Consider the following 24,677-nt stretch of genomic DNA (forward strand, 5'->3'; position numbering starts at 1 on the left):
CGCGTGCGGCATCGCCCACCTCCACTTGACGCACCCATCGTACGGGAGGTTACATAGACGTCGATGCATTGATATCAAACTATTTGATGGCTATGCACCCGGAAAGCGGTCGGGAACGCGTGCCGAGCGGCACCGACCACCAGGCGTGCACGAAAAGTGCGTACTCAATCACAAGGAGTGCAATCATGAAGGTCTTTGTCACCGGTGGCAGCGGTTTCGTCGGCGGCGCTCTCGTCCGTCGCCTCGTCGCCGAAGGACATGAGGTCATGGCGCTTGCCAGATCGGGCTCGAGCATTCAGCGGGTACGTGCGGCTGGAGCCGATGCCGTTCCCGGCGATCTCACCGAGCTCGGCCCTGCCGGTTCCCCGGCGCCGATCTGGCTCACCAAGCTGCGCGAGGCCGACGCGGTCGTGCACGTCGCGGCTCACATGGAGTTCTGGGGGCCCGACTCGCTCTTCGAGCAGGCCAATCACGTGCCGACCGTCGCCCTGCACGCCGCGAGCGTCGCGGCCGGGGTGCGACGCTTCGTGCTCATCAGCGCCGCGTCCGTCTCCACGGGCAGTCAACGTCGTCCCGTCGTCGACGAGTCGACGCCGGAAGGCCGGCCGAACATCGCCTACAGCCGGGTCAAGCTGGCCACCGAGCGCACACTGTTGAAAGCCAACAGCGAGAACACCGAGCTGGTCGTGCTCCGCCCGCCGTTCATCTGGGGGCGCGGAATGACGACGATCAACGAAATGGTCAAGGTCGCCGAGGCGGGGCGGTTCGCCTGGATCGATCACGGTAAGCACATCGTCGACTTCGTGCACGTCGAAAACCTGGCCGCTGCCGCGATCCTCGCGCTCACACGGGGCCGCCACCGTGGGGTGTACTACGCGACGGACGGCACGCCGATGCCCATTCGAGACTTCCTCACCCCCTTGCTGGCGACCCGCGGCGTGGATCTGTCCAAGAGCCGCAGCGTCCCTCTGGCGATGGCGGCGCCCATGGCCGCGATGATGGACCGCACAGCGCGCCTGCTTCGCCGCAAGACGGCGCCCCCGCTGACGAACTGGCTGGTGAGCTTCACCGGCCGTGACCGTTCCTACGACATCACCGCCGCGCGGAGGGAACTGGGCTACTCGCCCGACGTGACAGTGGAGAAAGGTCTGGCGGAGATGAGCTTCTCGTGAAGTGACGACCTCGCGCGCCGCGGCCTCAGCGCCCTCACCATGGATACGGTGCCTCACGTTTCCCGTAGGCGTCCCTTATCGAAGAGTTCGGCGTCCACGAGGACGGGCGGCTGTTCCGTACCTCGCGCGGGGGCGTGATCTCCATCGGGACCTACTGCGAGGTGTGGAAGGCTGCGCGGGCCTTCGCCCTGACTCCCGAACAGCAGGTCTCACCCCTGGCGGCCCGGCCGTACGACCTGCGCCACGCGGCGGTGTCCCTGTGGCTCAATGCCGGGGTGGCGGCCCCCGACGTGGCAGAGCGGGCAGGGCACGGGGTGGACGTACTGCTCAAGGTCTACGCCAAGTGCATCGACGGCGGCACGGAGATTGCCAACCAGCGGATTGAGGACGCGCTGGCGGCGTGAGTCCACCGGTTACGGTGAGAGGGTCTCGGTCATCCGGGACCCTCTTTTTTGTCTTGATGAGCTGGGCAAACGTGGCCGGTTCCATCCCACAGATATCCCACGACCAGCGACATGTGGCCGCTCAGGGCGGCATACGGCTGCATACCCCGGAAACGATCAACGGCGCCCGATCCGAGGGAATTCCCTGGTCAGACGCCGTTTTGCGAGCTGGGCGGAGAGCGTGGGATTCGAACCCACGAGACCGGTCACCCGGCCTAGCGGTTTTCAAGACCGCCGCCATCGTCCACTAGGCGAGCTCTCCTGGTGACACGTCCGAAGAACTTGTCAGATTGCACCCTAGTCTCTCATTGGCCCGAGCGTGCCCGGACCCGGCAGGCGCCGTGGCTCCGATCTGGAGTCGCGGCGCCCGCCGGTGTGTGGGTCAAGCTGAGGACCGTGTGTGGATCAGGGCTGAGGGCCGGCGAAACCGTCGCCGACCGAGGCGGCCAGGCGGAGGTAGGACTCGCGGGTACCGGCCTGGAGTCTTTCCAGGTCGATCTCCGCGCCCTCCTCGAGGTGCGGGTCGTAGGGGACGCGGACGACGGCGCGGCAGCGGGCCGCGAAGTGGGCTTCCAGGCGGTCGAGGTCGACGGTCGACTTCGAGCGCGGGCGGACGCTGCACAGCACCACGGTCGCGGAGCGTACGAGCTCCTCGTAGTGGTGGGCCTCCAGCCAGTCGAGGGTCGCCGAGGCGGCGCGGGCGCCGTCCACGGAGGGGGAGCTGACCAGGACGAGCTGATCGGCCAGTCCGAGCACGCCGGACATGGCCGAGTGGAGCAGGCCGGTGCCGCAGTCGGTGATGCAGATCGAGTAGAAGTTCTCCAGGACCTGGGAGACCGACTGGTAGTCGGCCGCGCTGAAGGCCTCGGAGACCGACGGGTCCCGGTCTGAGGCGAGGATCTCCAGGCGCGACGGGGCCTGGGAGGTGAAGGCCCGTATGTCGACGTACCTCTTGATCTGCTGACGCTCGTTCAGCAGGTCGCGGACGGTCGCGGAGGTTTCGAGTTCGACCTTGTCCGACAGGGTGCCGCGGTCGGGGTTGGCGTCGACCGCGATGACCCGGTCGCCGCGTACCTGGGCCAGGGTGGCGCCGAGGCCGACCGTGGTGGTGGTTTTGCCGACACCGCCCTTGAGGCTGAGTACGGCGACACGGTGGTGGCCGGTGGCCACCGGGGTGCGTGCGCGGCCGACCAGCTCTCTGCGGCGGCGGACCTCCGGGGACTCGCCCGGCTTGATCAACCCTGCCGACGCCTTGTAGACGAGCTTCCGCCAGCCGCCGGCGGGCGCGTTGCGGCGGCCCCTCAGCAGCGACTCCGGATCCAGGCTGTCGGCGGACGGCCGGGGAGCCGTGCCCGGAGGCTGCTGCCTGGTCGGTGCGCCGAAGGCGGGTGCCGGGGCCGTCTGGCGGCGGCGTGCCTGGTACGGCTCCCGAACCGGTTCCGCCGCGTCCCGACCGGGTGCGAAAGGGCTCTCCCGTTCTGCCGTGTCCCGGCCCGATGCGAAAGGGTTCTCCCGTTCCGCCGTGTCCCGGCCGGACGCGAAAGAGCTCCCCCGTTCCGCGCGGTCCTGGGGGGAGGGGGTTTCCCGTTCGGGGGCGGGGGGCGTGTCCCGGCCCGGTGCGAAGGCCGTGGGGCCGGAGAAGGCGGCGAAACCGGAGGAGCCGGAGGAAGAAGGCGACGGTGAGCTGGAACGCTCCGTGTCGAAGGAGCCGAACGAGCTGAAGGCTCCGGAGGAACCGGGAGCGTCACCGAAGGCGCCCGAGGTGGGCTTCGAGCCGAAGGCACCCGCCGTGGAAGGGCGCTCCGGCGAGGCGGCCGGTTCCTGCTTGCCGGTGCCGAAGGATTCGGATGCCTGGAACCGCTCCGACTCGGGCTCGGGCTCGGGCTCGGAGCCGGGCGGAGAAACGGGCGCGGGAACGGGGGCGAAGCGATCCGGAGCGGGTTCGGAACGCTCGGGCGCCTGCCTGGGCGACGGCGACTCCTTCGCCGCCGACGTCACCGTGGAGTCGAAGGATCCGAAGGGCTCGAAGCTCGTACGGTCGCGGTCGGCGCCGGTGGAGGGGAGGCGGTCGGCCTCCGCGGCACCTGACGAGAATCGGTCGCCGTCGTCGGACGAACCAGACGTACCGGAAGTGCCTGACACACCGGACACACCGGACGAACCGGAGGTGCCGGACGGGGACCGGTCGGAGTCGGTGCTTCCGGTGGAGAGATCTCCGCTGGTCGAGGAGAAGTCCTTGTCCCCCGAGGCGGGGCGCGTGTCGCCGCTTCCGAAGGAGAAGCGGTCGGAGTCGGTGCCGCCGAACTCCTTACTGCCGAAGGTGAACCGCTCGGTGTCCGAGGAGGACGGCCTGAGCGGCTCCAGCTCTGAGGGCTCCGCCGGGGCGGGAGCGGAAGCGGCCGGCTCCGCCGGACGCTGGGGTTGCTCGAACAGCCCTCGGGAAGGCTCCTGGGCGGGCGCCGCGAACGGGGTGCGGATGTGCGGCTCGGTGAAGTCGCCGGCGCCGTACTCGCTGGTGTCGGCCGACTCCTGGCGCGGCAGGGGCTTGAGCGGCTCGAGAAAACCGTCGTTGTCCTGCTTGCCGGACGCCGGGGCGGGCACGGTGAACGACGTCACCGTGTCGGAGGCCTCCATCCACTCGGCCGCGTCGGCGTCCTCCACCGGCGGATCGGTGTCCGGGTGGGCCGAGTCGACAGCCGCGCGGAACAGCGGCGAGGACGTCGTGTCGGGCTCGGTCGGGACCAGACTCCAGGGATCCTTCGGGTACGGCGAGACGACGGCGTCGTCCACCGCGGTGGCCTTCACCGCCAGGGCGGGCGCCTCCTCCTCCTGCTCCTTGATGGCATCCAGCCACGCGAGCTGTTCCTCGAGAGATTCCTCACGATCGTGTCTTGCCACCGTGTTCCCCCTCGGGATGGGCATAAAAGGGCAGCAAACACATAGCAGGTTAACGCCCTGTGTTCATGTCAACGCGTGCAACCACCAAGTTGGGGCTCAGCGGATACCTTTTCTCACATGCGCGCCATCGTGATCGATAAACCAGGCGGACCGGAAGTTCTGACGTGGCGGGAGGTTCCCGACCCGCTACCCGAACGTGGCGAAGTCATCATCGACGTGACCGCCTCCGCGGTCAACAGGGCCGACGCGCTCCAGCGTCAGGGCTTCTACGATCCGCCCCCCGGCGCCTCACCGTACCCGGGCATGGAGTGCTCCGGCGTGGTCGGGGCGGTGGGCCAGGACGTGGAGGGGTTCGCGCCGGGTGACCGGGTGTGCGCGCTGCTCAGCGGAGGTGGGTACGCGGAGAAGGTCGCCGTGCCCTGGCAGCAGGTCATGCGGGTGCCGGAGGGCGTCGACCTGGTCGAGGCCGCCGGGCTGCCCGAGGTGGCCTGCACGGTCTGGTCCAACGTCTTCATGACCGGGCGCCTGCGGAAGGGCGAGACCCTCCTCGTGCACGGCGGTGCCAGCGGGATCGGCACGATGGCCATACAGCTGGCGAAGGCGTTCGGCTCGCGCGTGGTCGTCACCGCCGGGTCCCCCGAGAAGATCGAGCGCTGCCTGGAGCTGGGAGCCGACGAGGGGATCGACTACCGGCGGGAGGACTTCTCGGAGAAGGTCAAGGCCGACGTGGTCCTCGACATCATGGGCGGCAGGTATCTTCCGGGAAACATCAAGGTTCTCAAGACAGGGGGGCGGCTGGTCGTGATCGGCCTGCAGGGCGGCGCGAAGGGCGAGCTGAACCTGGGAGCCCTGCTCGCGAAGCGGGCCTCGGTGTACGGCACCACGCTGCGCTCCCGGCCCGTCGACGAGAAGGGGGTCATCGTGCGCGGGGTCGTCGACAACGTCTGGCCCCTGCTCGACGCCGGGGCGATCCGGCCGGTGGTGCATGCCCGGGTGCCGATGAGGGAGGCGGCCGAGGCTCACCGCATCCTGGAGTCTGGAGAACACGTCGGGAAAATCCTGCTAGTAAGTTGAGGCTATGAACGCTGAGGAGAGCACTCCGCACATCGTGGTCGTGGGTCCCCAGGGCTCCAAGGGCGAGGAGGAGGGCGAGAGCAGGTCCATCGCCGACCTCGTCGAGCAGCCCGCCAAGGTGATGCGCATCGGCAGCATGATCCGTCAGCTCCTTGAGGAGGTCCGGGCGGCTCCTCTGGACGAGGCCAGCCGCAAGCGGCTCAAGGAGATCCACGAGAGTTCCATCAAGGAGCTCGAAGACGGTCTGGCGCCCGAGTTGGTCGAGGAGCTGGAACGGCTCTCGTTGCCGTTCACCGAGGACGTCAACGGCACCCCGCCCAGCGAGGCGGAGCTCCGGGTCGCCCACGCGCAGCTGGTCGGCTGGCTCGAGGGGCTTTTCCACGGCATACAGACCACCTTGTTCGCCCAGCAGATGGCGGCTCGCGCCCAGCTGGAGAACATGCGCAGGGCTCTGCCCGGTGGCATGTCCCTGCAGCAGCAGGAGGGAGGACCCGCGGGTAACGCGGGCCCCTACCTGTAGAAGGCCCGCACCTGCAGAAGGCCCGCGATCCGGCGAGGGTACGGCGAGAGCCGGTGGCCGCCCCCGCCCGCGGAGCCTTCATGGGACGCCTTCACGGGGGTCGCGAAACCCGTCCCCCTTGTAGAGCTCCTCAAGGACTCCGGCGACCCCGTCGTCGTTGTTGGCCGCGGTCACGTGATCGACCGCGGCCAGCACCTCCGGGTGGGCGTTGGCGACGGCGTACGAGGTGCCGGCCCACCTGAGCATCGGCAGATCATTGGGCATGTCACCAAAGGCGACCACCTCTTCGGCCACGACACCGAGCGTCATAGCGAGATGGGCCAGCGCCGATGCCTTCGTCACACCGTGCGCGCTCATCTCTATCAGTGCCCGGCCGCTGGAATGGGTGGGGGTGACAAGGTCACCGACCAGCCCGTAAACCGCCTCATGGAGGATGTCGGGGTCCATTCTGGGATGCAGCGCTAGAAGCTTGGCGCAGGGCCGCGAGGTAAGTGCGTCCGTTCCGACACGGCGTCCGACGACCGTCTTGCTGTCCCATCTTCCGAGACGGAAGTCCGATTCGTGGGCGAATCCGCCCTCGTATTCCACGGAGAAGGCGAGGTCGGGCACCTTTTCGCGGAGGCGTCTCACCACCTCTTCGAGCACGTCCGGGTGGATGAGGTGGGATTTGACGATCTGCTCGCTGTGCAGGTCGTAGACGAGGGCTCCGTTGGCGCATATGGCCAGCCCACGACGGCGTACGGCGCCCGCGACCATGCTCATCCAGCGGGGTGGCCTGCCGGTCACGAAGACCAGCGTGGCCCCGGCGTTCTCCACAAGCGCAAAAGCGGCGGCCGTACGGGGAGAGACGGTACCGTCCGAGCGCAGAGCGGTGCCATCGAGGTCTGTGGCGATCAACCTGGGGCTTTGCATAACACGTCCCAGTCTGCACTGTGATAGCCGGTCTGTCGGCCCCGGGATCCGGTCCAAGGAATCTTCCTCATGGCGGGAACACGCCCGCGCCGGATAGTGTTAGATGTGATGGCGTTGTATTAGCTGAATCCCGTTGTGAAAACCAGTTTGACTGAGCCACCCCGGGGCCCGCTGTACGACACATGGGGTTCATGAGGTGTGAATCCCAAAGTTTCAAATCCTGAGGGAGAGCTTTAATGGCTCAGGGAACCGTCAAGTGGTTCAACGCTGAAAAGGGCTTCGGCTTCATCGCACCGGACGGCGGTGCACCGGACGTGTTCGTGCACTTCTCCGAGATCCAGGGCAACGGCTACCGTAGCCTCGAAGACGGCCAGCGGGTCGAGTTCGAGATCACCCAGGGCCAGAAGGGCCCGCAGGCCTCGCAGGTCCGCGCCGTCTGACGCATAGACCTCTTGGTTGAACCGGGAAGACGGGGTTCGCTTCTAGCGAACCCCGTCTTTCTGTTCCCGGACCTTCCGGGGCGTCCCGCGGCACTTCGGGCACCGGCCCCCGTCCTGCGGAGCGCGCCCCGGCGTACCGTCCCGCGTGTTCTCGCCTTACTTTCGTCCGCGGAGGCCGATTCTCCCCTTTGAGGGCACCGGCCCCGGGCCAGACCTGCGGAGCTCATCGACAGACCGGATCCGAGAGCCGCCAGGCGAGACGCCGAAGAAAGGCCGGGCTGAGCGCCAGGAGTCGCAGAACGAGGTCTCCGAGCGGTCGCAGGTGCCCGTTCACGTCGCCCGGCCTGAAAGCCGCCCGGTGAGGGTGGCGGCCTGGAGTGCGATGGGGCGGCGGGCCGCGACGTAGCGGTCCAGCGCCCTCTCTCCGCCTCTGAGAGCGACCGTAAGGGCTTCGCCGGGGCGACAGCGGGAAGAGGGGATTCCGATGTTCGTTCCGTGCCCTCCCGCGGGACTGTGGACGTGCGCGGCGTCACCGGCGAACCGAACTCGCCCGGCACCGGGACGTGCGGATCGCTCGGGTTTCGGGACACACCTCGATCACGAATGCCACCAATCCCGAACCAAGCCTCGTCGCGGTGGATCTACCCGGCCGTGGAAAGCCCGCGAGAGCCCCTCCTTGCCTGGATCGGGCATCCGGCGACCGTGGTCGCCACCTTCGTGCTGCTGATCAACGATCATCTCCTCAAGGCCCTGTGGCCGGGGCTCGTCACCGGCAAGCTGAGCGACGTCGCGGGGCTGCTGGTCGCCCCGCCCGTACTCGCCCTCGTTCTTTCTCTCCCCTTCTCCTCGTTCTCCTCGTTCTCCTCGGTCCTCGCCCGCTCCGGAGGCGGCGCCTCCTTCGGAAGCGGCGCCTCGCTCGTCCCCGTCCGGCTCGCCGCCCTCGTGGCGATCACCGCCACCGGTGTCGGCTTCACCCTGGTCAAGACCACGGAGGCGGGCGCGGCACTCGCCTCCAGAGCGTGGACCCTGGCCGCCGGCCCATCGCTTGTCCTGGCCGATCCGACCGACCTGGTGGCCCTGCCGGCGCTGGGCGCCGCGTGGCTGATCTGGCTCCGGTGCGGTACCGGTCACCCGGTACCGCGGGTCCGCGTGTTGATCATCGTCCCGATCGCCCTTGTCGGGGTCACCGCCACCGCAGGTGAACCGCGGCCGCCCGCGGCGACGCAGGTCCTCATACGTGGCGAGGTCATCGCCGTGGTCCTGGACCAAGGTGCCGAGTTCCTCTCCCGTGACGGCGGCCGTACGTGGATCGGTCACCCAGCACAGGAGCGGAGCACCCGGATCTCTTCGCCCTCACCGGACTCGGGCCTCCCAGACCTCGGTTCCTCGCCCGTCCAGGCCCCCGCGACCCGGAGTTGCCTGCCCGATGACCCCCTGCACTGCTACCGCGTCGTCCCTCCTCGGCTGGCGGTGGACGAGTCGCGGGACGGCGGGAACAACTGGAGAACGGTGTGGGCGCTCTCCCCGGGGCGTGAGGACGCACTCCGGCGGCGGGCTGCGGGCATGTGGGGCAGGCCGTGGCAAGGTTCCTCGGCCATCGCGGTACAGCGCGTACCGGACGGGCACGTGGTGGTGGCGGCCAACGGTGAGGATGGCATCGCCGTACGGGACGCGCGGGGAAACTGGCGGCGGATGGGCCTGTTCGACGGAGGTCTCTCCGCGAACGCGGCGATCCCGCTCGACGCGCCGGGAGTCGATCTGAGGACGGAGCACCGCATCGGTCTCTTCGTCGGCCTGCTCGGCTTCATGTCCGGCATGGCCGTGGCACGCCGTCACACACGGCGGACCACCGGCGTGACCGGGCCCGCGTACTTCCTCGCCGCAGTCGGTTTCGTGCTCGCCCTGCCGTCCGGCGAACCGTACGTCATCGACCTCGGCGTTCTGGTGGCCCTGCTCGGCGGCGCCTGCGCCCTCACCGCGACGATCCTCGTGTCGGTGGCGGCGATCCAGGCGCGCGTACCGGCCCGGACCTGGCTGGCGCTCGTCACCATCGCCTGCTGCACGCCGTTCGCGACATGGACGCTCTTCACCGGTTGGGAGGCGGGCGTCATCGACGACTACGCGACGGCCGGGTTCCTCGCCTGGCTCGTCGGCGCGATCGGAGTCGGAGGGTCCGTCCTGGTCGGCTGGGCGGGCGCCGCGAGGACAGCGCGAACCGGGGAAGCGGCAAAAGCGGTGAAACATCCGGCGTGAACGCGGAAGTGGCGAAAGCGGTGGAACGCCCGGCGTGAACGCGGAAAGGCCCCGCCGCGGCGGGGCCTTCACCGTGAGTCTCTTCGCGCGGCGCGGGCTTACTTGACGGGTTCGAGCACGTCGAGACCGACGTACGGGCGCAGCGCCTTGGGGAGTACGACGGAGCCGTCGGCCTGCTGGTGGTTCTCCAGGATGGCGACGATCCAGCGGGTGGTGGCCAGCGTGCCGTTCAGGGTGGCCACGTGCTGGGGTTTGCCACCGGAGTCACGGAAGCGAACGCCGAGACGGCGGGCCTGGAAGTCGGTGCAGTTGGAGGTCGAGGTGAGCTCGCGGTAGCTGCCCTGGCTGGGCACCCACGCCTCGCAGTCGAACTTCCGCGCGGCCGAGGACCCCAGATCTCCGGCCGCGGTGTCGATCACCCGGTAGGGCAGCTCGACCTTGGCCAGCATCTCCTTCTCCCAGGCGAGCAGGCGCAGGTGCTCGGCGTGGGCGTCCTCGGGGCGGACGTAGGAGAACATCTCCACCTTGTCGAACTGGTGGACCCGGATGATGCCCCGGGTGTCCTTGCCGTACGAGCCGGCCTCGCGCCGGAAGCAGGAGGACCATCCCGCGTAGCGGTACGGGAGCGCGGAGCCGTCGAGGATCTCGTCGCCGTGGTAGGCCGCCATCGGCACCTCGCTCGTGCCGACCAGGAAAAGGTCGTCGTCGGGCAGGTGGTAGACCTCGCTTGCGTGGGCGCCGAGGAAACCGGTGCCCTTCATGGACTCCGGCTTGACCAGCACGGGCGTGATCATCGGGACGAAGCCCGCCTCGATCGCCTGCTGCATGGCCATGTTGAGCAGCCCGAGCTGCAGCCTGGCGCCGACACCCTTCAGGAAGAAGAACCGCGAGCCGGAGACCTTCGCGCCGCGCTCCATGTCGATCGCGCCGAGGAGCTCTCCCAGCTCCAGGTGGTCCTTGGGCTCGAAGTCGAAGGACGGCTTCTCGCCGATCTCCTCCAGCACGACGTAGTCGTCCTCGCCGCCGGCGGGAGCCCCCTCCTCCACGAGGTTGGACACCGTGTAGAGCAGGCCGTCGAGTTCGGAGCCGAGCTTCTCCGCCTCGGCCTCGGCGGACTTCACCTGCGCGGAGAGATCCTTCGCCCGCTCCAGCAGGGTCGCCTTCTCCTCACCCGAGGCACGGGAGACCGACTTGCCGATGGTTTTCTGCTCGGCGCGGAGCGTCTCGAAGCGACTCAGCGCGCCGCGCCGCCGCTCGTCGAGGTCGAGCAGCGTGTCGACGACAGAGTCGTCCTCACCGCGGGCACGCTGCGACGCCCGTAGCCGGTCGGGATCCTCACGAAGGGTACGCAGGTCAATCACAGCCACAAGGCTACCGATGTACTGCCCGCGCCCGCGCCCGGATTGCCCGCCCGCCCTCCGAGGCGGGGTGGCGCCACGGGAACGGAACCCGCTTTCCCGCCCGGCGGGACGTTTCGGCGGGCACCCACCGACCCCGTTTCCGCCCGGCGGACGCCTTCGGCGGGGGCCCGGCGGACGCCTTCGGCGGGGATACGCACCGGCCCCGACCTCGCCCCCTCTGGTGTGCCTTCGGCGAGCCCCCGCCGGGTTCGTTTCCCTCGGAAGCGCCTTCGTCGGGCACACTCCGGATCCCTCTCGGAGGGCGCCTTCGAAGGGCATACCCCGGCTGCCCCCCTGGGATCGGCGCCGGCTCGCGGGCCGGGTGACGGTCAGACCTGACCGTTGCGGATCCTGCCGAGCCAGCTGGCGGCCTCGGTGAAGTCGCCGTCGTTCGTACCACGCTTGATCTGCGGGAAGAGACCGTCGGCACGCGGGTAGCTGCCCAGGAAGCGCACCTCGGCGGAGACCCGGTGGAGACCCGAGATCGCCTCTCCGACGCGGGCGTCGGCGACGTGGCCCTCGAAGTCGAAGTGGAAGAAGTAGCGGCCGATGCCGTCGCCGGTGGGCCGCGACTCGATGCGGGACAGGTTGACGCCGCGGACGGAGAACTCGGTCAGCATCTCCAGCAGCGCGCCCGGGTGGTCGTCGGCGAGGAAGACGACCAGGGAGGTCCGGTCGGCACCGGTCGGCTCCGGCAGCGGTCCGGGACGCGACACCTGGACGAACCGGGTGACGGTGTCGGTGCGGTCGCCGATCCCGGACGCGAGCTCGACCAGTCCGTAGTGCTCTCCGGCGATGCGCGCGGCGATGGCCGCGTCGTACGGCGAGCCGGGCAGCGCGACCTCCTGCGCCGCGGCGGCGGTCGACGGGGCGGCGACCACCACGGCGTCGGGCAACTCGCGGGCGATGAAGTTGCGGCACTGGGTGATGGCCGCCGGGTGGGTGAAGACCCTCTTGATGTGGCCGATCTCGGTGTCGGGACGCGCCAGGAGCGAGAATTCGACGGGAAGCAGCAGCTCGGCGGTGATGAGCAGCGCCTCACCCCGGGCGAGCTCGTCGAGGGTCGTGGTGATCGCGCCTTCGAGCGAGTTCTCCATCGGGACGACGGCTCCGTCGGCCTCGCCGCGCCGTACGGCATCGAGGGCCGCGGTGACGTTCGGGCTCGGCAGGCGCTCGGCCTCAGGCGCCAGGATGCGCAGGGCTTCCTCGGTGAAGGTCCCCTCCGGTCCCAGGTAAGCGAGTTTCGGCATGGCCCCAGGGTATCCGGCGACTGTCAGAAAATGTGCGCAGGATTACATACCGATACGACCGACTCCTATCCGATCAGTCGAAGTCGCCCCACGTCAGAGGTCGTTTCCTCGTTGATCTTCCCCTCGATGGCCACCGCGCGCCGGACCCCCGCCCGCTCAGGTCCCCTCGACGGCCGTTTCACGTCCGGGGCCCTCGTCCCTTCCGGGCCGCTCCGTCTCCGGGGCCGTATCCCGCCGGGAAAGCGCCTCGAACGTCGCCCTTCGCCGGGGCAGCCACACTCCCAGCACCCAGACCAGGGCCAGCGCGCCCAGCCCGAATCCGTTCTGCACGATCTTGCCCAGCACCGGGCTGAGCACCGGGATCTCCATCGCCTTGATCGTCACTCCCCACCAGGGGATCGGCAGCACGTAGTAGAGCCAGACCCCGGCGGCCACCCGGAGCCTGACCGGGTCGCGCCCGTCACCGACCAGCGCGCCGAGCACCACGACCACCCAGGCCAGATGGTGGATCCAGGCGACCGGCGAGAGCAGTACGGCCATCAGCCCGACCAGGGCCACCCCGCTCACGAGGTGCCCGTCGAGCAGCGCTCTACGGGCGTGGCGGAAGCCGTACCAGGCGACCACGGCGACCAGCGCCAGCCAGAGCAGGCTCGTCAGCACGTCGGGGAGGTAGAGCCGGATGAGCATGCCGCGCATCGACTGGTTGGTGGTCGCCGCGTTGGCACCGAGCCGCTCGGGGTCGAGCAACGCGCGGAACCAGAAGTCGGCGGCGTCCGCCGGGATCACCAGGAACGGGAGCAGGGTCAGCAGCGCGGCGGTGAGCGCGGCCACGAGGAAGGTCTCTCGATGCTCCCGTCTCGCGCCGGGTCCGAAACCGGCGATGAGGAAGTAGATCAGGAAGACACCCGGGGTGAGCTTGACCGCGGTGGCCAGGCCGATCAGCATGCCGCGCGGCCACAGCGGGCGCCTGGCCACGCAGTCGGCCAGACAGAGCGCGACGAGCAGGATGTCCACCTGGCCGAAGCGGACCTGGTCCCTGATCGGCATCAGGTAGGTGCACGCGATCATCAGGGCGGCGAACAGCAGCGGCGTCCACAGCCGCCCCCCGCCCGTCCCACCGAGCCCGCCGAATCTCCCCGAACCGACCAGTCGGGTGCGTACGCCCCGGAGTTTCCCCTCCGTCGGCGCCGGCTCCCCACCGGGCGCGCGGGGAGCGGAACCCGGTGAGAGCGGAACCTCGTCCGCCGCTCCCGACCTCCCCGGCGCGCCACCCACCCCGTCGAACACGGCGCGGAAGGAGAGCCGGACGGAGACCCCCAGTGTCAGGAAGATCAACGCTGTCCACGCCCACTGCGCCGTCGTCCACGACACCGCCGCCAGCGGCGTGGCGAACAGCGCCGCCACCGGCGGATAGGTGAAGGGCAGCAACTGCGGCGCGGGCGTGACGAACCCGTAGACGGACCGACCCTCCAGGATCGCCGCTCCGCCGGTACGGTACACATCCAGGTCGACCAGACGCTGGTCGTCCACATTGCCCAGCCAGGAGAGCACCAGCGGGGCCACCGCGGCGGCGACGAGCAGCAGCGCGGGCAGCCAGGGCAGCCACGCCGACCACGACGGCCACGTCCGTGGGCGCCGCTCGGTCGTGGTCGCCTCGCCAGTCCTCACGAGCAGGCAGGTTACCGTGGGGGCGGGGAAAAGTGGCCGCCCAACGGGCACGGACAGAGCGGGCACGGACAGGGGGAACCGGATGGCTTCGGCACACAGCGGTCACGGGCGCGCGTGCCCGGCGACCGGGGGACCCGCGACACGGCCGGCGTTCCGCCGGGTCGCCGGGACCGTGCCGACCGCCGCGGCCCTGCTGTCGGCCCTGCTCTTCGTCCTGCTCGGCCTCCCGGGCACTCCGGAGGCCTTCGCCGCCTCCGGTGTTCCCCATACCTTGGGAGCCCAGGGGATCTCGGGTGCCCTCGACGCCTCGGGTGCCGGTACGGGCGCCTCGGGTGCCCCCGGTGTTCCGGGGGGCTCCGGTGACGGCGTGACGGGCGCCTCGGCGGTGACGACTCCCGGAAGGGTCGTGATCATCGGGGTGCCCGGCCTGGAGTGGAGCGACCTCGACCGGGAGCGGACCCCGAACCTGTGGAGGCTCGCGGGTGAGGGCGGGTCCGCGTCCATGTCCACCCGGGCGGTCCCGCCGCCCGAGCGGGGGATCACCTGCCCGGCGGCGGGCTGGCTGACGGTGTCGGCCGGCCAGCGCGCGGGCGCTCCCGGCACGGGTTGCGAGCCCCCTCGGGCACCGGAGGCGGCCCCCGGCGGCGGGGCGAGCGTGCCCGGCTGGGACGAGCTGACCGCTTTCAACGCCACCACCTCCTACCGGCCGGTTCTCGGGCAACTGGGCGGGCTCGCGGCGGAGGCGGGTCTGAAGGTGGCGGCCGTCGGGCCGGGAGCCGCCCTCGCCGCCGCCGACAAGTCCGGAAAAATCGGGAAATACGCGGCAAGTGTCGAGGAGCTGGGCGACCTGTCCCCGTACGGGCTGATCGTGGTCGAGGCCGATGACCTCGCCAGGGCCTGGACCGGTGACGCCCTCGCCGCGGACGGCGTCCCCGCCACGATGACCACCCAGGCCAGACAGGAGGCCGTGGCCAGGGCCGACCGCGTGGTGGGCACGGTCCTCGACCGCCTGCCCCCCTCGCTCGCCGACGGCACGACCCCGGCGTCGCCCACGGCGAGCACGGCCCCGGAGACCACCGCGCCCGAAACCCCGGCACCGGCACCGGCACCGGCACCGGAAACCACGACGCCGGAAACCACGGCCCCGGGGACCACCGCTCCCGGAGCCACGACGCCCGAGGCCACGCCCTCCGAAGGCACCGTCCCCGGAACGGCCGCGCCCGGAACGGGGACCACGGTCCTGGTCGCCGGCCTGGCCGACACCTCGGTCGCGCCTCACCTGCACGTGGCGATCGCCCGGGGGCCGTCCCCCGGCGGGGAAACGTACCCGCGCGGCTACCTCACCGCCGCCTCCACCCGCCAGGACGGCCTGGTCACGAACACCGACCTGACCGCCACCGCGATCGGCCTGCTGGGCCTCCAGTCCCCCAACGGGGTCGTGGGACGCGCCTGGCAGGGCGGCGGGACGAGCGAGGAGCCGGTCGCGGCGACGGTCGAGAAGCTCGCCGACGACGACCTGGCGAGCCAGGTGCTGCGCGAGGTGAGGGGGCCGTTCTTCGCGGTGTTCGTGGCGGTGCAGATCCTGTTCTACCTGCTGGCCGCCGTCGCGATCCGCCGGGGCTGGGGTGGTTCTCGTGCCCTGACGGCCATCCAGGTCGTCGCCGTGGTCAGCGGGGCGATCGCGGTCTCCACCTTCCTGGCGCAGCTGATCCCCTGGTGGAGCCTGCCCGCGCCGATGGTCTGGGTGATTGTGACGATCCTCGGCTTCGCCTGCGCGGTCGCCGGGGTGGCGCTCTCCGGACCGTGGCGGGCGCACCCGCTCGGCCCGCTGACGGTGGTCGCCGCCATCACCTCGGTCGCGCTGCTGGCCGACGTGATGACCGGCTCGGCACTTCAGGTGAACGCGGTCACCGGCTACGAGCCGGTCACCGGCGGACGCTTCTACGGTTTCAGCAACATCGCCTTCGCCGTCTACGCCGCCGGCACGATCCTCGCCCTCGCCGGAATCGCCCAGTGGCTGATCTCGGGTGGCCGTCGGACGCTCGCGCTCGCGGTGTGCGCGGCGTACGGAGGACTGGCGGTGTTCGCCGACGGCTGGCCCGCGTGGGGCGCCGACTTCGGCGGGGTCCCGGCGTTCCTGGTGGGGGTCGCGATCCTCATGATCCTGGTGTCCGGCGGGCGGGTCTCACCGATGAGACTGATCCTGGTCGGCCTGGCGGGCAGCCTGCTGATCAGCGCCATAGCGGTGGCCGACTGGATGCGGCCCGCCGACCAACGCACCCACCTGGGTGCCTTCGTGCAGCAGGTGCTGGACGGGGAGGCCTGGACCGTGGTCGGCCGCAAGTTCGGCGCGATGATCGGGGTCACGGTCGGCAACTGGTCGCTGTCGCTGCTCACGCTGGTCGCGCTGGCGTTCCTGTTCCTGGTGCTCGACCGCCCTTCGCGGTGGGGGGCCTCGGCCCTGGGCCGGGCCTACACGCTCGCGCCCGCGCTGCGCGCCGGGCTGATCGGGGCGCTGGCCTGCTCGCTGATCGGGTTTCTGATGAACGACTCGGGCATCGCGATCCCCGCGATGGCGCTCACGGTCGCGGTGCCGCTGACGCTGGCCGCCTGCGTGCGCGCAGTCCGGCTCTCGCCGCCCACCACACCAGGGCGATCGTCAGTGCCAGCAGCGTCCACGGCACCACCGTCTCCCTGAGCAGGGTCTTGGTCCAGAGCAGGTCATCGGGCCGCGCTATCTCCCTGGCCGGGAGGTAGGCGAGCGACAGCACGGCGACCCTGGCCACCATGAACGCCTCCAACGCGGGCCAGGACGCCATCGCCAGCAGCGCGAAGGCCAGCCCGTCGTACCAGGGCAGCGCGTACGGGGCGGCGAACAGCCAGGCGACCACCATCGCGGCGGCCACGGACGGACCCACATTCGGCCCCACAGCCGGCACGGTGTCGGCGGGCAGCGCCCGCAGCACGAGCCAGGCCAGGCAGGCCATCAGGAGCAGGGACCCGATCTGGATCCACGCCGAGTACGCGCCCGGCCCGAAGAGCGACTGGAGCCCCACCTTGACGAGTTGCCAGGGGGTGGCGAGGGAGACCCTCTTACTGGCGGCGCTCACCTGATCGAGCACGTGCGGCCCGGCGACGGCGTAGATCGCCACCACGGTGGCCGTCGCGGTCCCCGCCACCACGGCGAGCCTGCCCGGCGAGCGACGCAACTCCCACGCGGGTCCGAGGGCGACGAGCCCGGCGTTGAGCTTGACCCCGATGCCCACCCCGAGCATCAGCCCCGAGGCGGCGCCGCGCACCGTGAGCGCGGCGACCATGCAGGCGACGGCGAGGGTGTCGACGTGTATCCCGGCGGCGAGGTGGTAGATCATCAGCGGGTTCGCCACCCACAGCAGCGCCGCCCGCCGCTGGAGGTTCGCGTCCCCCCTGGCGAAACGGTGCAGCAGCAGCGCCGTACCGACGAACGCCGCCGCGTTGACGACGGCCATCACGAAGACCGTGAGCCTGACCGAGTCACCGCCCACGAGGCTCGCCAGTGCCTGGACGGCGGTGGCGACCGGGCCGTAGACGCTGGTCACACCGGCCCACTCCTCCACCGCGCCGGTGACGGGGTCGCCGGGCAGGGTGGCGGGGGTGATCGCGTACGGGTCCAGGCCGAGCGTGACCAGGCGACCGTACGCGGCGTAGTTGAGGTGGTCGGCCGAGCCCGAGGGCGACAGGAAGGCGAGCACGCCCGACACGGCGCAGCCGGCCGCGAGCAGCAGGCGCGGGTCGGGGCCCCACCGTGACCTGAGCGCGCCGACGAGTCCGAGCCCGCCCAGCACGATCGCGAAGGCGCCCATGGCGATGACCAGATGGGTGCCGGGATGGACGTCCAGCGAGTACGGCGGCTGCCAGGAAGGGCCGGGCAGCCTCGGGACCATGGCCGAGGGGCCGAGCAGCCCGATCAGAACCGTCGTCGCCGCCGAGAGCCCCACGGCTGCGAACGCGGCGATGCCGAGCCTTCGCGGCGTATCGCCGGCGGGGCTCCGCCTGGCGTCGACGACCGACGCATCCCGAGTCACCCGCAAATTCCAGCACACCCGGCGGGGTGCCCGGTTCGGCGCGGGCTTCCAGGCCCGCCGACCTGGTCGACCGGGTGCCAGGGCGGCCGGGGCCGGGGCCGGATCAGCCCATGTCGGCCAGGTCAGCCGGGTTAACGGCGTGCCAGGAGGGCGCGGGCGACGTCGCGGAACTGCCTGGCCCGATGGATCTGGGCCTTCCAGTCGGTACCCGTGGCCCGGTGTGCCATCTCGACCTGAACCTCGCGCACCCGGAAGCCCTTCCTGAGCAGGTCGATCGTGAGACCCGTCTCCACGCCGAAACCGCGCGCCAGGGGGCGGGCGGCCTCGAAGGCCGCCCGGGTCAGGCAGCGCTGCCCGTTGAGCGGCTGGGTGGGGGTCCAGCCGGTGGCGCGCTCGACGCCCTCACGCGCGAGTCTCACGACGAACCCGTGGCCTCCGAGCTTCACCCGGGTGACGAAGACGGCGATCGTCATGTCGGCCTCGCCCGCCGCGACCGGCTCGATCAGCGCGGTGGCCGTACGGGCGGTGTCGCCCAGATCGGCGTCGAGGAAGAGCAGGTGCCGGGGCTCCTCGCCGTCGAGCTGGCGCACGGCGTGGGCACCGCTCTCCATGGCGGCGGCCTTGCCCCGGTTGTGGCTGTGTCGCACGACACGGGCGCCGGCGGCCTTGGCCACCCGTCCCGTCTGGTCGCCGGAACCGTCGTCGACGACCACGACGAGGTCGACGCCGGGCAGCGCCAGGACCGCGGCCACGGTGGCCCCGATCCTGTCGCCCTCATCCTTGGCGGGAATGATCGCCGCCGTGCCGGCCATCGAACACCTCCAGCGTGGTGACCCCGGGCATCAGCCGTGGGGAGGACGTCATCCTTGTGAATCGGAGGTCAGCAGCTTCTCCGGCAGGGTCTCGTGCACGACGAAGACGGAGTCGAGACCTGTGACCTGCAGGATCTTGCGTACGGCGGGCCGGGGCGCCGCCACCTCCAGTGTGCCGCCCCGCTCCCGCAACCGCTTGAGCGCGGACAGCAGCACGTTCATGCCGGTGGAGTCGCAGAACTCCACCGCGGACATGTCGAGGACGACACGCATGGTCTGGCTCTGACCAAGCAGCCGGGTGAACTCGGCCTGCAGGCGAGGCGCGGTGTATAGGTCGATTTCGCCAACGATGGTCACGACGGTGTGCCCGGCATGAGATCGAGTTGAGACTTTTAGCTCCACAGCGGGCACACTATCGGCGCGAGAGCCGCTGGTCACGTTCTCTTGAACAACCCGAGTCGTCCGGCCCTTTGTCCCCCGTTTCCGTCTCACGGAAACCCTGAGTGCGCGAAGCTTGACACTACGCAACAACGGCTTGGCCCGAAAGGGAGGAGACCCGGCACCTCCCGATCACCCCGCGCCACGTCAGTGGCGGCCGTTGAGTCACAAGAAACGGGCTCAAACGCATCATGAACACCGACCTACCCGAAGATCTCCAGCGGAAGCGGCTCCGGGAGCACCTGGAGTCCATGATCACTCGTACCGACAAGGCCACCTCGTGGCGCGACGCGGCGAGCTCACTGCGAAACCTGGTGGACCACGAGGGGCACATCCCGATCAGGACCCGCCTGTCGACCGAGGACCTGGACTTCCTTGAGGGAGCGCGTGAGGAGCTCCTCGACTTCGCCACGCTCGGCGTCAGGCTGCTCGACCTGCACCGGCCGCGCGACGCGGGCGGCGTCACGAGCGACACCGCGCATCCGATCCTGCGTTGCCGCAGCTGCATGTGGCGCTGGCCGTGCCCGACGTTCCGGGCGATGGTGGAATCTCTCGGCACCACCAGGAGGCTGACCTCCTGCCAGCACGTCGAACGCGACACCGAGGGTGACGAGTGCGCGCAGATGGCCCTCATGGTCGCTGTGAGACCCGAGAACCTCGATGACCATGTCACGCCCGCGCCGGCCGCCGACGGCACGGGTTCCAACGGCACGGGCGCGAACTGACCGTCCCTCGACCGTCCTGTCCCCGCACCCGGGCTCGACCGTTCAACACACGGACGCCCAGGCGAAGGAGCACCTGGCCGCCCGGACGAAGCCCGGACGAAGGAGCACCCGGCACCCGGCCGCTCAGGCGGAGAGTGACAGCCGGATCTCGAAGCGGCAGCCGGCGTCGGCGTTGACGACGCCGATCGACCCCTCGTGGGCCTCGACGATGCCTCGCGCGATCGCCAGGCCGAGGCCCGCTCCGGCTCCGTCGGCGCTGGGGGTACGGGCCGTCTCGCCGCGGAAGGCGACGTCGAAGACGCGGGGCAGGTCGTCGGCCGGGATGCCGCCGCAGCAGTCGGCGACGGACAGGCAGGCGATGTCGTCCTCGGCCGAGGCGCGGACCACGACGGTGCCGTCGCCCGGGGTGTGCCTGATCGCGTTGACCACGAGGTTGCGCAGCGCCCGGGAGAGTTCGGCGGCGTCGGCCTGGACGGGGACCACCTGGTCGGCCTCGCCGGTCAGCCGCACCCCCTTCGCCCTGGCCAGCTGTTCGACCCCGGCCAGCGCGTCGGCGACCAGATCCCCGAGGCCGATCCTGCTGCGCGACAGGCGCAGTGTCCCGGCGTGGATCCTGGACAGCTCGAACAGGTCGTCGACCATGCCCGACAGCCGGTCCACCTCCAGGCGGATCTGCCGGTGGTAGCGGCGGACGGTCTCCTCGTCGGAGACCACCCCGTCCTCCAGGGCCTCGGCCATCGCCCTCATGCCCGCCAGCGGGGTGCGAAGGTCGTGGCTGACCCAGGCGACGAGCTCTCGGCGGGCGCTCTCCAGGGCGCGCTCGCGCTCGTGGCCGAGCCGCAGCCGCCGATACGCCTGGTCCAGGCTCCCGGCGATCGTGCCGAGCTCGGCGGGCAATCCCCTCGGTGGGGTGAACTCCCCCGAGGGCGATACGGCGTGCACGGCGTCGACGAGCCTGCGGCTCGCCGCCACGACCCGGCGCGAGAGCACCGTCGCGACGCCCAGCCCGACCAGGCCGCCCACGACGACCACGCTGAGCACGATGTCTCTCGGCGTACCCTCGATGATCATTTTCAGGGTGATGGCGACCACTCCGCCCACCGTGGCCACCACGGTCACCACGACGACCACCGCGAGCATCACGCCGATCGACCGCTCGCGCAGCAGTCGCATCGCGCCCAGCCCGGCCAGCGCGACCAGCAGGCCCAGCCCGGCGGTGACCGCGACGATCAGCAGGATCTCGGGGATCACGACTCCGCCAGCGGTTCGTAGCGGTAGCCGACGCCCCACACGGTGACGATGCGCCGGGGGGCGGTCGGGTCGGGCTCGATCTTCTCGCGGAGGCGGCGGACGTGCACGGTCACCGTGGACGAGTCGCCGAAGGACCAGCCCCATACCTGGTCGAGCAGGGCGGAGCGGCTGAAGGCCTGGCGGGGGTTGCGCATCATGTGGGCGAGGAGGTCGAACTCGCGGGCGGTGAGCAGGACCTCGTCGCCGTGCAGGCGCACCTCGTGGGCGCCGACGTCGACCGTGAGTTCGCCGTCCCTGAGCACGCCGGTGCCGGCGGGCAGGGAGGCGCCGCGCGCCCGCCGCAGCACGGACTGTACGCGCAGGGCCAGCTCACGCGGGCTGAACGGCTTCGTGACGTAGTCGTCGGCACCGGTCTCCAGGCCGGCGACCCTGTCCAGCTCCTCGCCGAGCGCGGTCAACATGATCACCGGGACCGGCCAGCGCTCCCTGAGTTTCCTGCAGACCTGGAGTCCGTCCATCTTCGGAAGCATCAGGTCGAGCACCATCAGATCGGGCGGGTTGGCCAGCGCGCGCCTGAGCGCCTCGGCGCCGTCCCCGACGCAGTCGACCGCGTGACCGTCGCGTTCCAGGTAGCGGGCCACGACCTCGGCCACCATCGGATCGTCCTCGACCACCAGAATCCGCGCGTTCATGGCCTCCACGGTAGGCCCGCGAGGGAACGATCCCCCATTCGTGTCATCGGTCCGTAAGGACCGGATCGTTATGACCTTCGTTATGATCAAGGCCCTCGCCGTTTCCCCGGCCGACGTACGGTAGAGCGTATGAGTCGTATCGTGTTCGGGGTTCTGGGCGTCCTGCTCGCGCTCTACGTGGTGTTCGGGCTCGTGCTGCCCGCCCTCTTCGGGCTGCTGAAGTTCGCGCTCGTGCTCGGGGTGCTCGCCCTCGTGGTCGTCGCCGCGGTCACCGTGGTCGGCAAGCTCAAGCAGTGAACCTACTGCTCGCCGTCCAGACCCTGACGGTCTGGATGTTCGACGGCGGCGGTGTCCTCACGGCCGCCGCCGTGGTCGGGCTGGGCGTGCTCCTGCTCGCCTGGGCGCTGCGTCCGGCGCCCGTCACCTCGGGTACGGGGTCACGGTCACCGCTGTCCCGGCGCGACCGGGCCAGGCTGACGATGTTCGTCCGGCAGTGCGACCCCGACGCGGCCGGGAGGTCCCGGCCCAGAGCACCCTCCGCGGGCCCGGCGCCCGCGTAACCCCCGCGACCTCTCGCGACCTCCGTGCCCGACGCGCGTGATCGCCGTGTGTCCCCCGTGTGCCTGATCACCGTGTGCCCGCACAGATGTGGTCGCCGTGCGCCCACGCGCACGCGATCGCCGTGCGTCACCCGCGCACATGACCGGTAACCCCGTACATGCGTGATCGGCATGTCTCCGGGACACCCGGCCTTCGCGCGCCGCGCACGCGTCCCGAAAAGATCCTCGCGGTTCGCGGGTGCCTTCTGCGCCGTCTTCACTCCGCTCGGAAGGGCCCTTCCATGTTCGACCCCGTCATCTCGTTCACCGCCGGTCTCATCGCCGTGCTCGCCGAGCCGTTGGGTTCGGCCCCGCTCGCGATCGTCGTTTTCACCCTCCTCGTCCGGCTCATGCTGCTTCCGCTCGGTGTCATGCAGGCGAGGGGCGAGCGGGTCAGGACCCGCCTCGCGCCGGAGCTCGGGAAACTCCGGAAGCGGTACGGCCGCGACCCCGAGCGGCTCCAGCGGGAGATGGCCGCCCTCTACGCCAGGGAGAAGACCTCGCCGCTGGCCGGGTGCCTGCCGTCCGTGGCACAAATGCCGTTCCTCATGGTGACGTACCAGGTGTTCGTCTCCTCGACGATCGCCGGGCAGGCCAACACGCTCCTGACTCACGGGCTCCTCGGGGTGCCGCTCGGGCAGCAGTTCGCGGGCACGGTGGCCGGATTCGGGCTGATCAGCGGTCCGACCATGGTGTTCGCCGGACTCTTCCTGCTGCTCGTCGCCGTGGCGTGGGTCACCTCCCGCCGGATGCGGCGCACGATGAGCGAGGACCTCCAGCCCGCGGCGCTGCGCCGGATGCTGCCCCTGCTGCCGTACGGGACGGTTCTGGTCGCCATGGTGCTGCCGCTGGCGGCGGGGATCTACCTCCTCGTCTCGACGGCCTGGACGGCCGGTGAGAAGGCGGTGCTGCACCGCCCGGCGCTCGCCGGGGCGTGAGGGCCCGTCCCCGGATCCACCGAACTCGGCACCGGCGAGGGAGCGCCGTCACACCGCTTCGGACACCCACGAAAGAAGCACCGCGACACAGGTTCGACGCCCACGAAAGAACCGCCGTCACACCGGCTCGGCACCCGCGAAAAACCGCCGTGAACGTTTCACGTTCGCCGCACGTCTCCTCACCGGTGTCACGAGGTCAGGCCCGCTCCGCGGACCGGGACGGGGACGGTGATCTGTTTCCTGGCGAGTGCCGGTGTGATACTTCCGGTGCCGTCCGGCCCGACGGAGTGATCGCACGTCTTCGCGGAACCGCATTTCGTCCATGCCCCAGGAGGAATGATGCGCAAGACCCTGACCCTGCTCGCCTCGGCCGTGCTGGCCACCGGCCTGACACTGTCCGTCGGCGCGGCCCCCGCACAGGCCGCCACCCTCAGAAACGTCTACTACTACGACTGGGACTGCCACCGGGTCGGAAACCTCGGCATCCAGAGCGGCTGGTGGACCTCGTACAGCTGCGTCCCCCAGTACGACAAGTGGTTCCTCTACGCGTAGAGCCCGCGTAGCCGCCCACCGAACAACGCCGCCCGGCGGGCCCCGGGTGAGCACGCGGAGATCGGGATCCCGCCCTGCCTCATGACGTGTGAGGTGGGGCGGGACACCGTCGGGAGCGTTACCCGCATTCCCTGAGGGCGGGTTCGGGGGTGGAAACACGGCCGTTACCTACCGTGTCGACCGCCGCGACCAACGCCCACACCGTGGTGATCTCTCCTTCGTGCCTGACGCCCCAGGTGGAGGCCAGATATTCGACGATTCCGAGTCCTCGCCCTCCCAGGGAGGAGAGCGCCGGGCGTCCCGCCCGCGGTTCGGTGGCGGCGCCACCGTCACTCACAGCGACCTCGACATGCTCCTCGGTCCAGCGCCATGACACCCTGATCTGCCCTGATGGCAGGGGGTGAGCGTGACGCAGCGCATTGCTCAGCAGCTCGCTGACCACGAGCACCGCGTCATCGATGGCGGACTCGTACACACCCCGTTCCTGCAGGTCAGAGCAGAGGCGTTGGCGTGCGACAGCGACGCTGGACGGTGCATACGGCAACAGAACGACGCTCGACGCACTCACCTCCCCGT

Annotated in this window: 23 protein-coding genes, 1 tRNA gene and 1 pseudogene; 12 read left to right on the top strand and 13 right to left on the bottom strand. The window is 70.4% G+C overall.

What is annotated here, in order from left to right:
- Positions 1–86: 86 nt before the first annotated feature.
- A complete protein-coding gene (locus AB0B90_RS35145; RefSeq protein WP_362926442.1) occupies positions 87–1,172 on the top strand; it encodes an NAD(P)-dependent oxidoreductase in 1,086 nt (361 codons plus the stop codon).
- 134 nt (positions 1,173–1,306) lie between these two features.
- Positions 1,307–1,576 (top strand): hypothetical protein, encoded by a 270-nt coding sequence (locus AB0B90_RS35150; protein ID WP_350942057.1) that lies wholly within the window; start codon positions 1,307–1,309, stop codon positions 1,574–1,576.
- 212 nt (positions 1,577–1,788) lie between these two features.
- Here AB0B90_RS35150 and AB0B90_RS35155 read toward each other — a convergent pair.
- Together AB0B90_RS35155 and AB0B90_RS35160 are read right to left on the bottom strand one after the other, a co-directional pair.
- Positions 1,789–1,877 (bottom strand) — tRNA-Ser (locus AB0B90_RS35155).
- Between the two features lie 143 nt (positions 1,878–2,020).
- On the bottom strand, positions 2,021–4,513 hold the full coding sequence (locus AB0B90_RS35160) for an AAA family ATPase (protein ID WP_362926443.1): 2,493 nt from the start codon (positions 4,511–4,513) through the stop codon (positions 2,021–2,023).
- 117 nt (positions 4,514–4,630) lie between these two features.
- Between AB0B90_RS35160 and AB0B90_RS35165 the strand changes: the two genes are divergently transcribed.
- Positions 4,631–5,587 (top strand): NAD(P)H-quinone oxidoreductase, encoded by a 957-nt coding sequence (locus AB0B90_RS35165; protein WP_350942053.1) that lies wholly within the window; start codon positions 4,631–4,633, stop codon positions 5,585–5,587.
- Between the two features lie 4 nt (positions 5,588–5,591).
- Positions 5,592–6,107 carry a bacterial proteasome activator family protein gene (locus AB0B90_RS35170; protein ID WP_350942052.1) on the top strand — a complete coding sequence of 172 codons (516 nt, stop codon included), beginning with the start codon at positions 5,592–5,594 and terminating at the stop codon, positions 6,105–6,107.
- 78 nt (positions 6,108–6,185) lie between these two features.
- On the opposite strand, the gene AB0B90_RS35175 is transcribed toward AB0B90_RS35170, so the two are convergent.
- Positions 6,186–7,076: an HAD family hydrolase gene (locus AB0B90_RS35175; RefSeq protein ID WP_350942051.1), complete on the bottom strand. Its 891-nt coding sequence runs from the start codon at positions 7,074–7,076 to the stop codon at positions 6,186–6,188.
- A 179-nt stretch (positions 7,077–7,255) separates the two neighbouring features.
- On the opposite strand from AB0B90_RS35175, the gene AB0B90_RS35180 reads away from it, so the two are divergent.
- On the top strand, positions 7,256–7,459 hold the full coding sequence (locus tag AB0B90_RS35180; RefSeq protein ID WP_012886943.1) for a cold-shock protein: 204 nt from the start codon (positions 7,256–7,258) through the stop codon (positions 7,457–7,459).
- A 330-nt stretch (positions 7,460–7,789) separates the two neighbouring features.
- On the opposite strand, the pseudogene AB0B90_RS35185 reads toward AB0B90_RS35180, so the two are convergent.
- Positions 7,790–8,002, bottom strand: a pseudogene (locus tag AB0B90_RS35185) (FAD-dependent monooxygenase); the annotation flags it as partial.
- A 108-nt stretch (positions 8,003–8,110) separates the two neighbouring features.
- On the opposite strand from AB0B90_RS35185, the gene AB0B90_RS35190 reads away from it, so the two are divergent.
- Positions 8,111–9,712 (top strand): hypothetical protein, encoded by a 1,602-nt coding sequence (locus AB0B90_RS35190; protein WP_350942050.1) that lies wholly within the window; start codon positions 8,111–8,113, stop codon positions 9,710–9,712.
- Positions 9,713–9,810: 98 nt separating this feature from the next.
- Here AB0B90_RS35190 and serS read toward each other — a convergent pair whose 3' ends face one another.
- From serS to AB0B90_RS35205, 3 genes are all read right to left on the bottom strand, one after another.
- Complete coding sequence (gene serS, locus AB0B90_RS35195) at positions 9,811–11,073, bottom strand: serine--tRNA ligase (protein WP_362902130.1); 1,263 nt, start codon at positions 11,071–11,073, stop codon at positions 9,811–9,813.
- 368 nt (positions 11,074–11,441) lie between these two features.
- Entirely contained in the window at positions 11,442–12,362 is a 921-nt protein-coding gene (gene pheA / locus AB0B90_RS35200; protein ID WP_350942047.1) for a prephenate dehydratase, read from the bottom strand.
- 156 nt (positions 12,363–12,518) lie between these two features.
- On the bottom strand, positions 12,519–14,030 hold the full coding sequence (locus AB0B90_RS35205; RefSeq protein ID WP_362926444.1) for a glycosyltransferase 87 family protein: 1,512 nt from the start codon (positions 14,028–14,030) through the stop codon (positions 12,519–12,521).
- An 82-nt stretch (positions 14,031–14,112) separates the two neighbouring features.
- On the opposite strand from AB0B90_RS35205, the gene AB0B90_RS35210 reads away from it, so the two are divergent.
- Positions 14,113–16,728 (top strand): hypothetical protein, encoded by a 2,616-nt coding sequence (locus tag AB0B90_RS35210; RefSeq protein ID WP_362926445.1) that lies wholly within the window; start codon positions 14,113–14,115, stop codon positions 16,726–16,728.
- On the opposite strand, the gene mptB is transcribed toward AB0B90_RS35210, so the two are convergent.
- The 3 genes from mptB to AB0B90_RS35225 all read right to left on the bottom strand — a co-directional run bounded on the left by mptB (position 16,610) and on the right by AB0B90_RS35225 (position 19,308).
- Positions 16,610–18,094: a polyprenol phosphomannose-dependent alpha 1,6 mannosyltransferase MptB gene (mptB, locus tag AB0B90_RS35215; RefSeq protein ID WP_350942043.1), complete on the bottom strand. Its 1,485-nt coding sequence runs from the start codon at positions 18,092–18,094 to the stop codon at positions 16,610–16,612. The genes AB0B90_RS35210 and mptB overlap by 119 nt on opposite strands.
- A gap of 131 nt (positions 18,095–18,225) precedes the next feature.
- Positions 18,226–18,906, bottom strand: coding sequence for a glycosyltransferase (locus AB0B90_RS35220; protein WP_350942042.1), 681 nt, complete (start codon positions 18,904–18,906; stop codon positions 18,226–18,228).
- 48 nt (positions 18,907–18,954) lie between these two features.
- Positions 18,955–19,308: an STAS domain-containing protein gene (locus AB0B90_RS35225; RefSeq protein ID WP_350942041.1), complete on the bottom strand. Its 354-nt coding sequence runs from the start codon at positions 19,306–19,308 to the stop codon at positions 18,955–18,957.
- 227 nt (positions 19,309–19,535) lie between these two features.
- Between AB0B90_RS35225 and AB0B90_RS35230 the strand changes: the two genes are divergently transcribed.
- The gene (locus tag AB0B90_RS35230; RefSeq protein WP_350942039.1) at positions 19,536–20,069 is read left to right on the top strand and encodes a hypothetical protein; all 534 of its coding nucleotides are present in this window, start codon (positions 19,536–19,538) and stop codon (positions 20,067–20,069) included.
- A gap of 123 nt (positions 20,070–20,192) precedes the next feature.
- Here the strand turns inward: AB0B90_RS35230 and AB0B90_RS35235 are convergent, their stop codons facing one another.
- Together AB0B90_RS35235 and AB0B90_RS35240 are read right to left on the bottom strand one after the other, a co-directional pair.
- A complete protein-coding gene (locus AB0B90_RS35235) occupies positions 20,193–21,320 on the bottom strand; it encodes a HAMP domain-containing sensor histidine kinase (RefSeq protein ID WP_350942037.1) in 1,128 nt (375 codons plus the stop codon).
- Complete coding sequence (locus AB0B90_RS35240) at positions 21,317–22,012, bottom strand: response regulator transcription factor (RefSeq protein WP_350942035.1); 696 nt, start codon at positions 22,010–22,012, stop codon at positions 21,317–21,319. Before AB0B90_RS35240 ends, AB0B90_RS35235 begins: the two co-directional genes overlap by 4 nt.
- Positions 22,013–22,141: 129 nt before the next feature.
- Between AB0B90_RS35240 and AB0B90_RS35245 the strand changes: the two genes are divergently transcribed.
- The 4 genes from AB0B90_RS35245 to AB0B90_RS35260 all read left to right on the top strand — a co-directional run bounded on the left by AB0B90_RS35245 (position 22,142) and on the right by AB0B90_RS35260 (position 24,101).
- On the top strand, positions 22,142–22,309 hold the full coding sequence (locus AB0B90_RS35245; protein ID WP_350942034.1) for a hypothetical protein: 168 nt from the start codon (positions 22,142–22,144) through the stop codon (positions 22,307–22,309).
- Positions 22,306–22,572 (top strand): DUF6412 domain-containing protein, encoded by a 267-nt coding sequence (locus AB0B90_RS35250; RefSeq protein WP_350942032.1) that lies wholly within the window; start codon positions 22,306–22,308, stop codon positions 22,570–22,572. The genes AB0B90_RS35245 and AB0B90_RS35250 overlap by 4 nt, the downstream gene beginning before the upstream one ends.
- Positions 22,573–22,853: 281 nt before the next feature.
- Positions 22,854–23,549 (top strand): membrane protein insertase YidC, encoded by a 696-nt coding sequence (yidC, locus tag AB0B90_RS35255; protein ID WP_362926446.1) that lies wholly within the window; start codon positions 22,854–22,856, stop codon positions 23,547–23,549.
- 339 nt (positions 23,550–23,888) lie between these two features.
- Complete coding sequence (locus AB0B90_RS35260) at positions 23,889–24,101, top strand: hypothetical protein (protein ID WP_350942030.1); 213 nt, start codon at positions 23,889–23,891, stop codon at positions 24,099–24,101.
- Between the two features lie 118 nt (positions 24,102–24,219).
- On the opposite strand, the gene AB0B90_RS35265 is transcribed toward AB0B90_RS35260, so the two are convergent.
- Positions 24,220–24,669, bottom strand: a complete 450-nt coding sequence (locus AB0B90_RS35265; protein ID WP_350942029.1) for an ATP-binding protein — start codon at positions 24,667–24,669, stop codon at positions 24,220–24,222.
- Between the last annotated feature and the right edge of the window lie 8 nt (positions 24,670–24,677).

It is taken from the genome of Streptosporangium sp. NPDC049078 (assembly GCF_040648855.1).
In the GTDB taxonomy this organism is placed as follows: Bacteria; Actinomycetota; Actinomycetes; order Streptosporangiales; family Streptosporangiaceae; genus Streptosporangium.

Bases quoted from the DNA above. Each gene is read 5' to 3' on its own strand.
- AB0B90_RS35145 (WP_362926442.1), top strand. From the start codon at position 87: ATGGCTATGCACCCGGAAAGCGGTCGGGAACGCGTGCCGAGCGGCACC.
- AB0B90_RS35165 (WP_350942053.1), top strand. From the start codon at position 4,631: ATGCGCGCCATCGTGATCGATAAACCAGGCGGACCGGAAGTTCTGACG.
- AB0B90_RS35170 (WP_350942052.1), top strand. From the start codon at position 5,592: ATGAACGCTGAGGAGAGCACTCCGCACATCGTGGTCGTGGGTCCCCAG.
- AB0B90_RS35180 (WP_012886943.1), top strand. From the start codon at position 7,256: ATGGCTCAGGGAACCGTCAAGTGGTTCAACGCTGAAAAGGGCTTCGGC.
- pheA (WP_350942047.1), bottom strand. From the start codon at position 12,362: ATGCCGAAACTCGCTTACCTGGGACCGGAGGGGACCTTCACCGAGGAA.
- AB0B90_RS35210 (WP_362926445.1), top strand. From the start codon at position 14,113: ATGGCTTCGGCACACAGCGGTCACGGGCGCGCGTGCCCGGCGACCGGG.
- AB0B90_RS35220 (WP_350942042.1), bottom strand. From the start codon at position 18,906: ATGGCCGGCACGGCGGCGATCATTCCCGCCAAGGATGAGGGCGACAGG.
- AB0B90_RS35230 (WP_350942039.1), top strand. From the start codon at position 19,536: ATGAACACCGACCTACCCGAAGATCTCCAGCGGAAGCGGCTCCGGGAG.
- AB0B90_RS35240 (WP_350942035.1), bottom strand. From the start codon at position 22,012: ATGAACGCGCGGATTCTGGTGGTCGAGGACGATCCGATGGTGGCCGAG.
- AB0B90_RS35245 (WP_350942034.1), top strand. From the start codon at position 22,142: ATGAGTCGTATCGTGTTCGGGGTTCTGGGCGTCCTGCTCGCGCTCTAC.
- yidC (WP_362926446.1), top strand. From the start codon at position 22,854: ATGTTCGACCCCGTCATCTCGTTCACCGCCGGTCTCATCGCCGTGCTC.
- AB0B90_RS35260 (WP_350942030.1), top strand. From the start codon at position 23,889: ATGCGCAAGACCCTGACCCTGCTCGCCTCGGCCGTGCTGGCCACCGGC.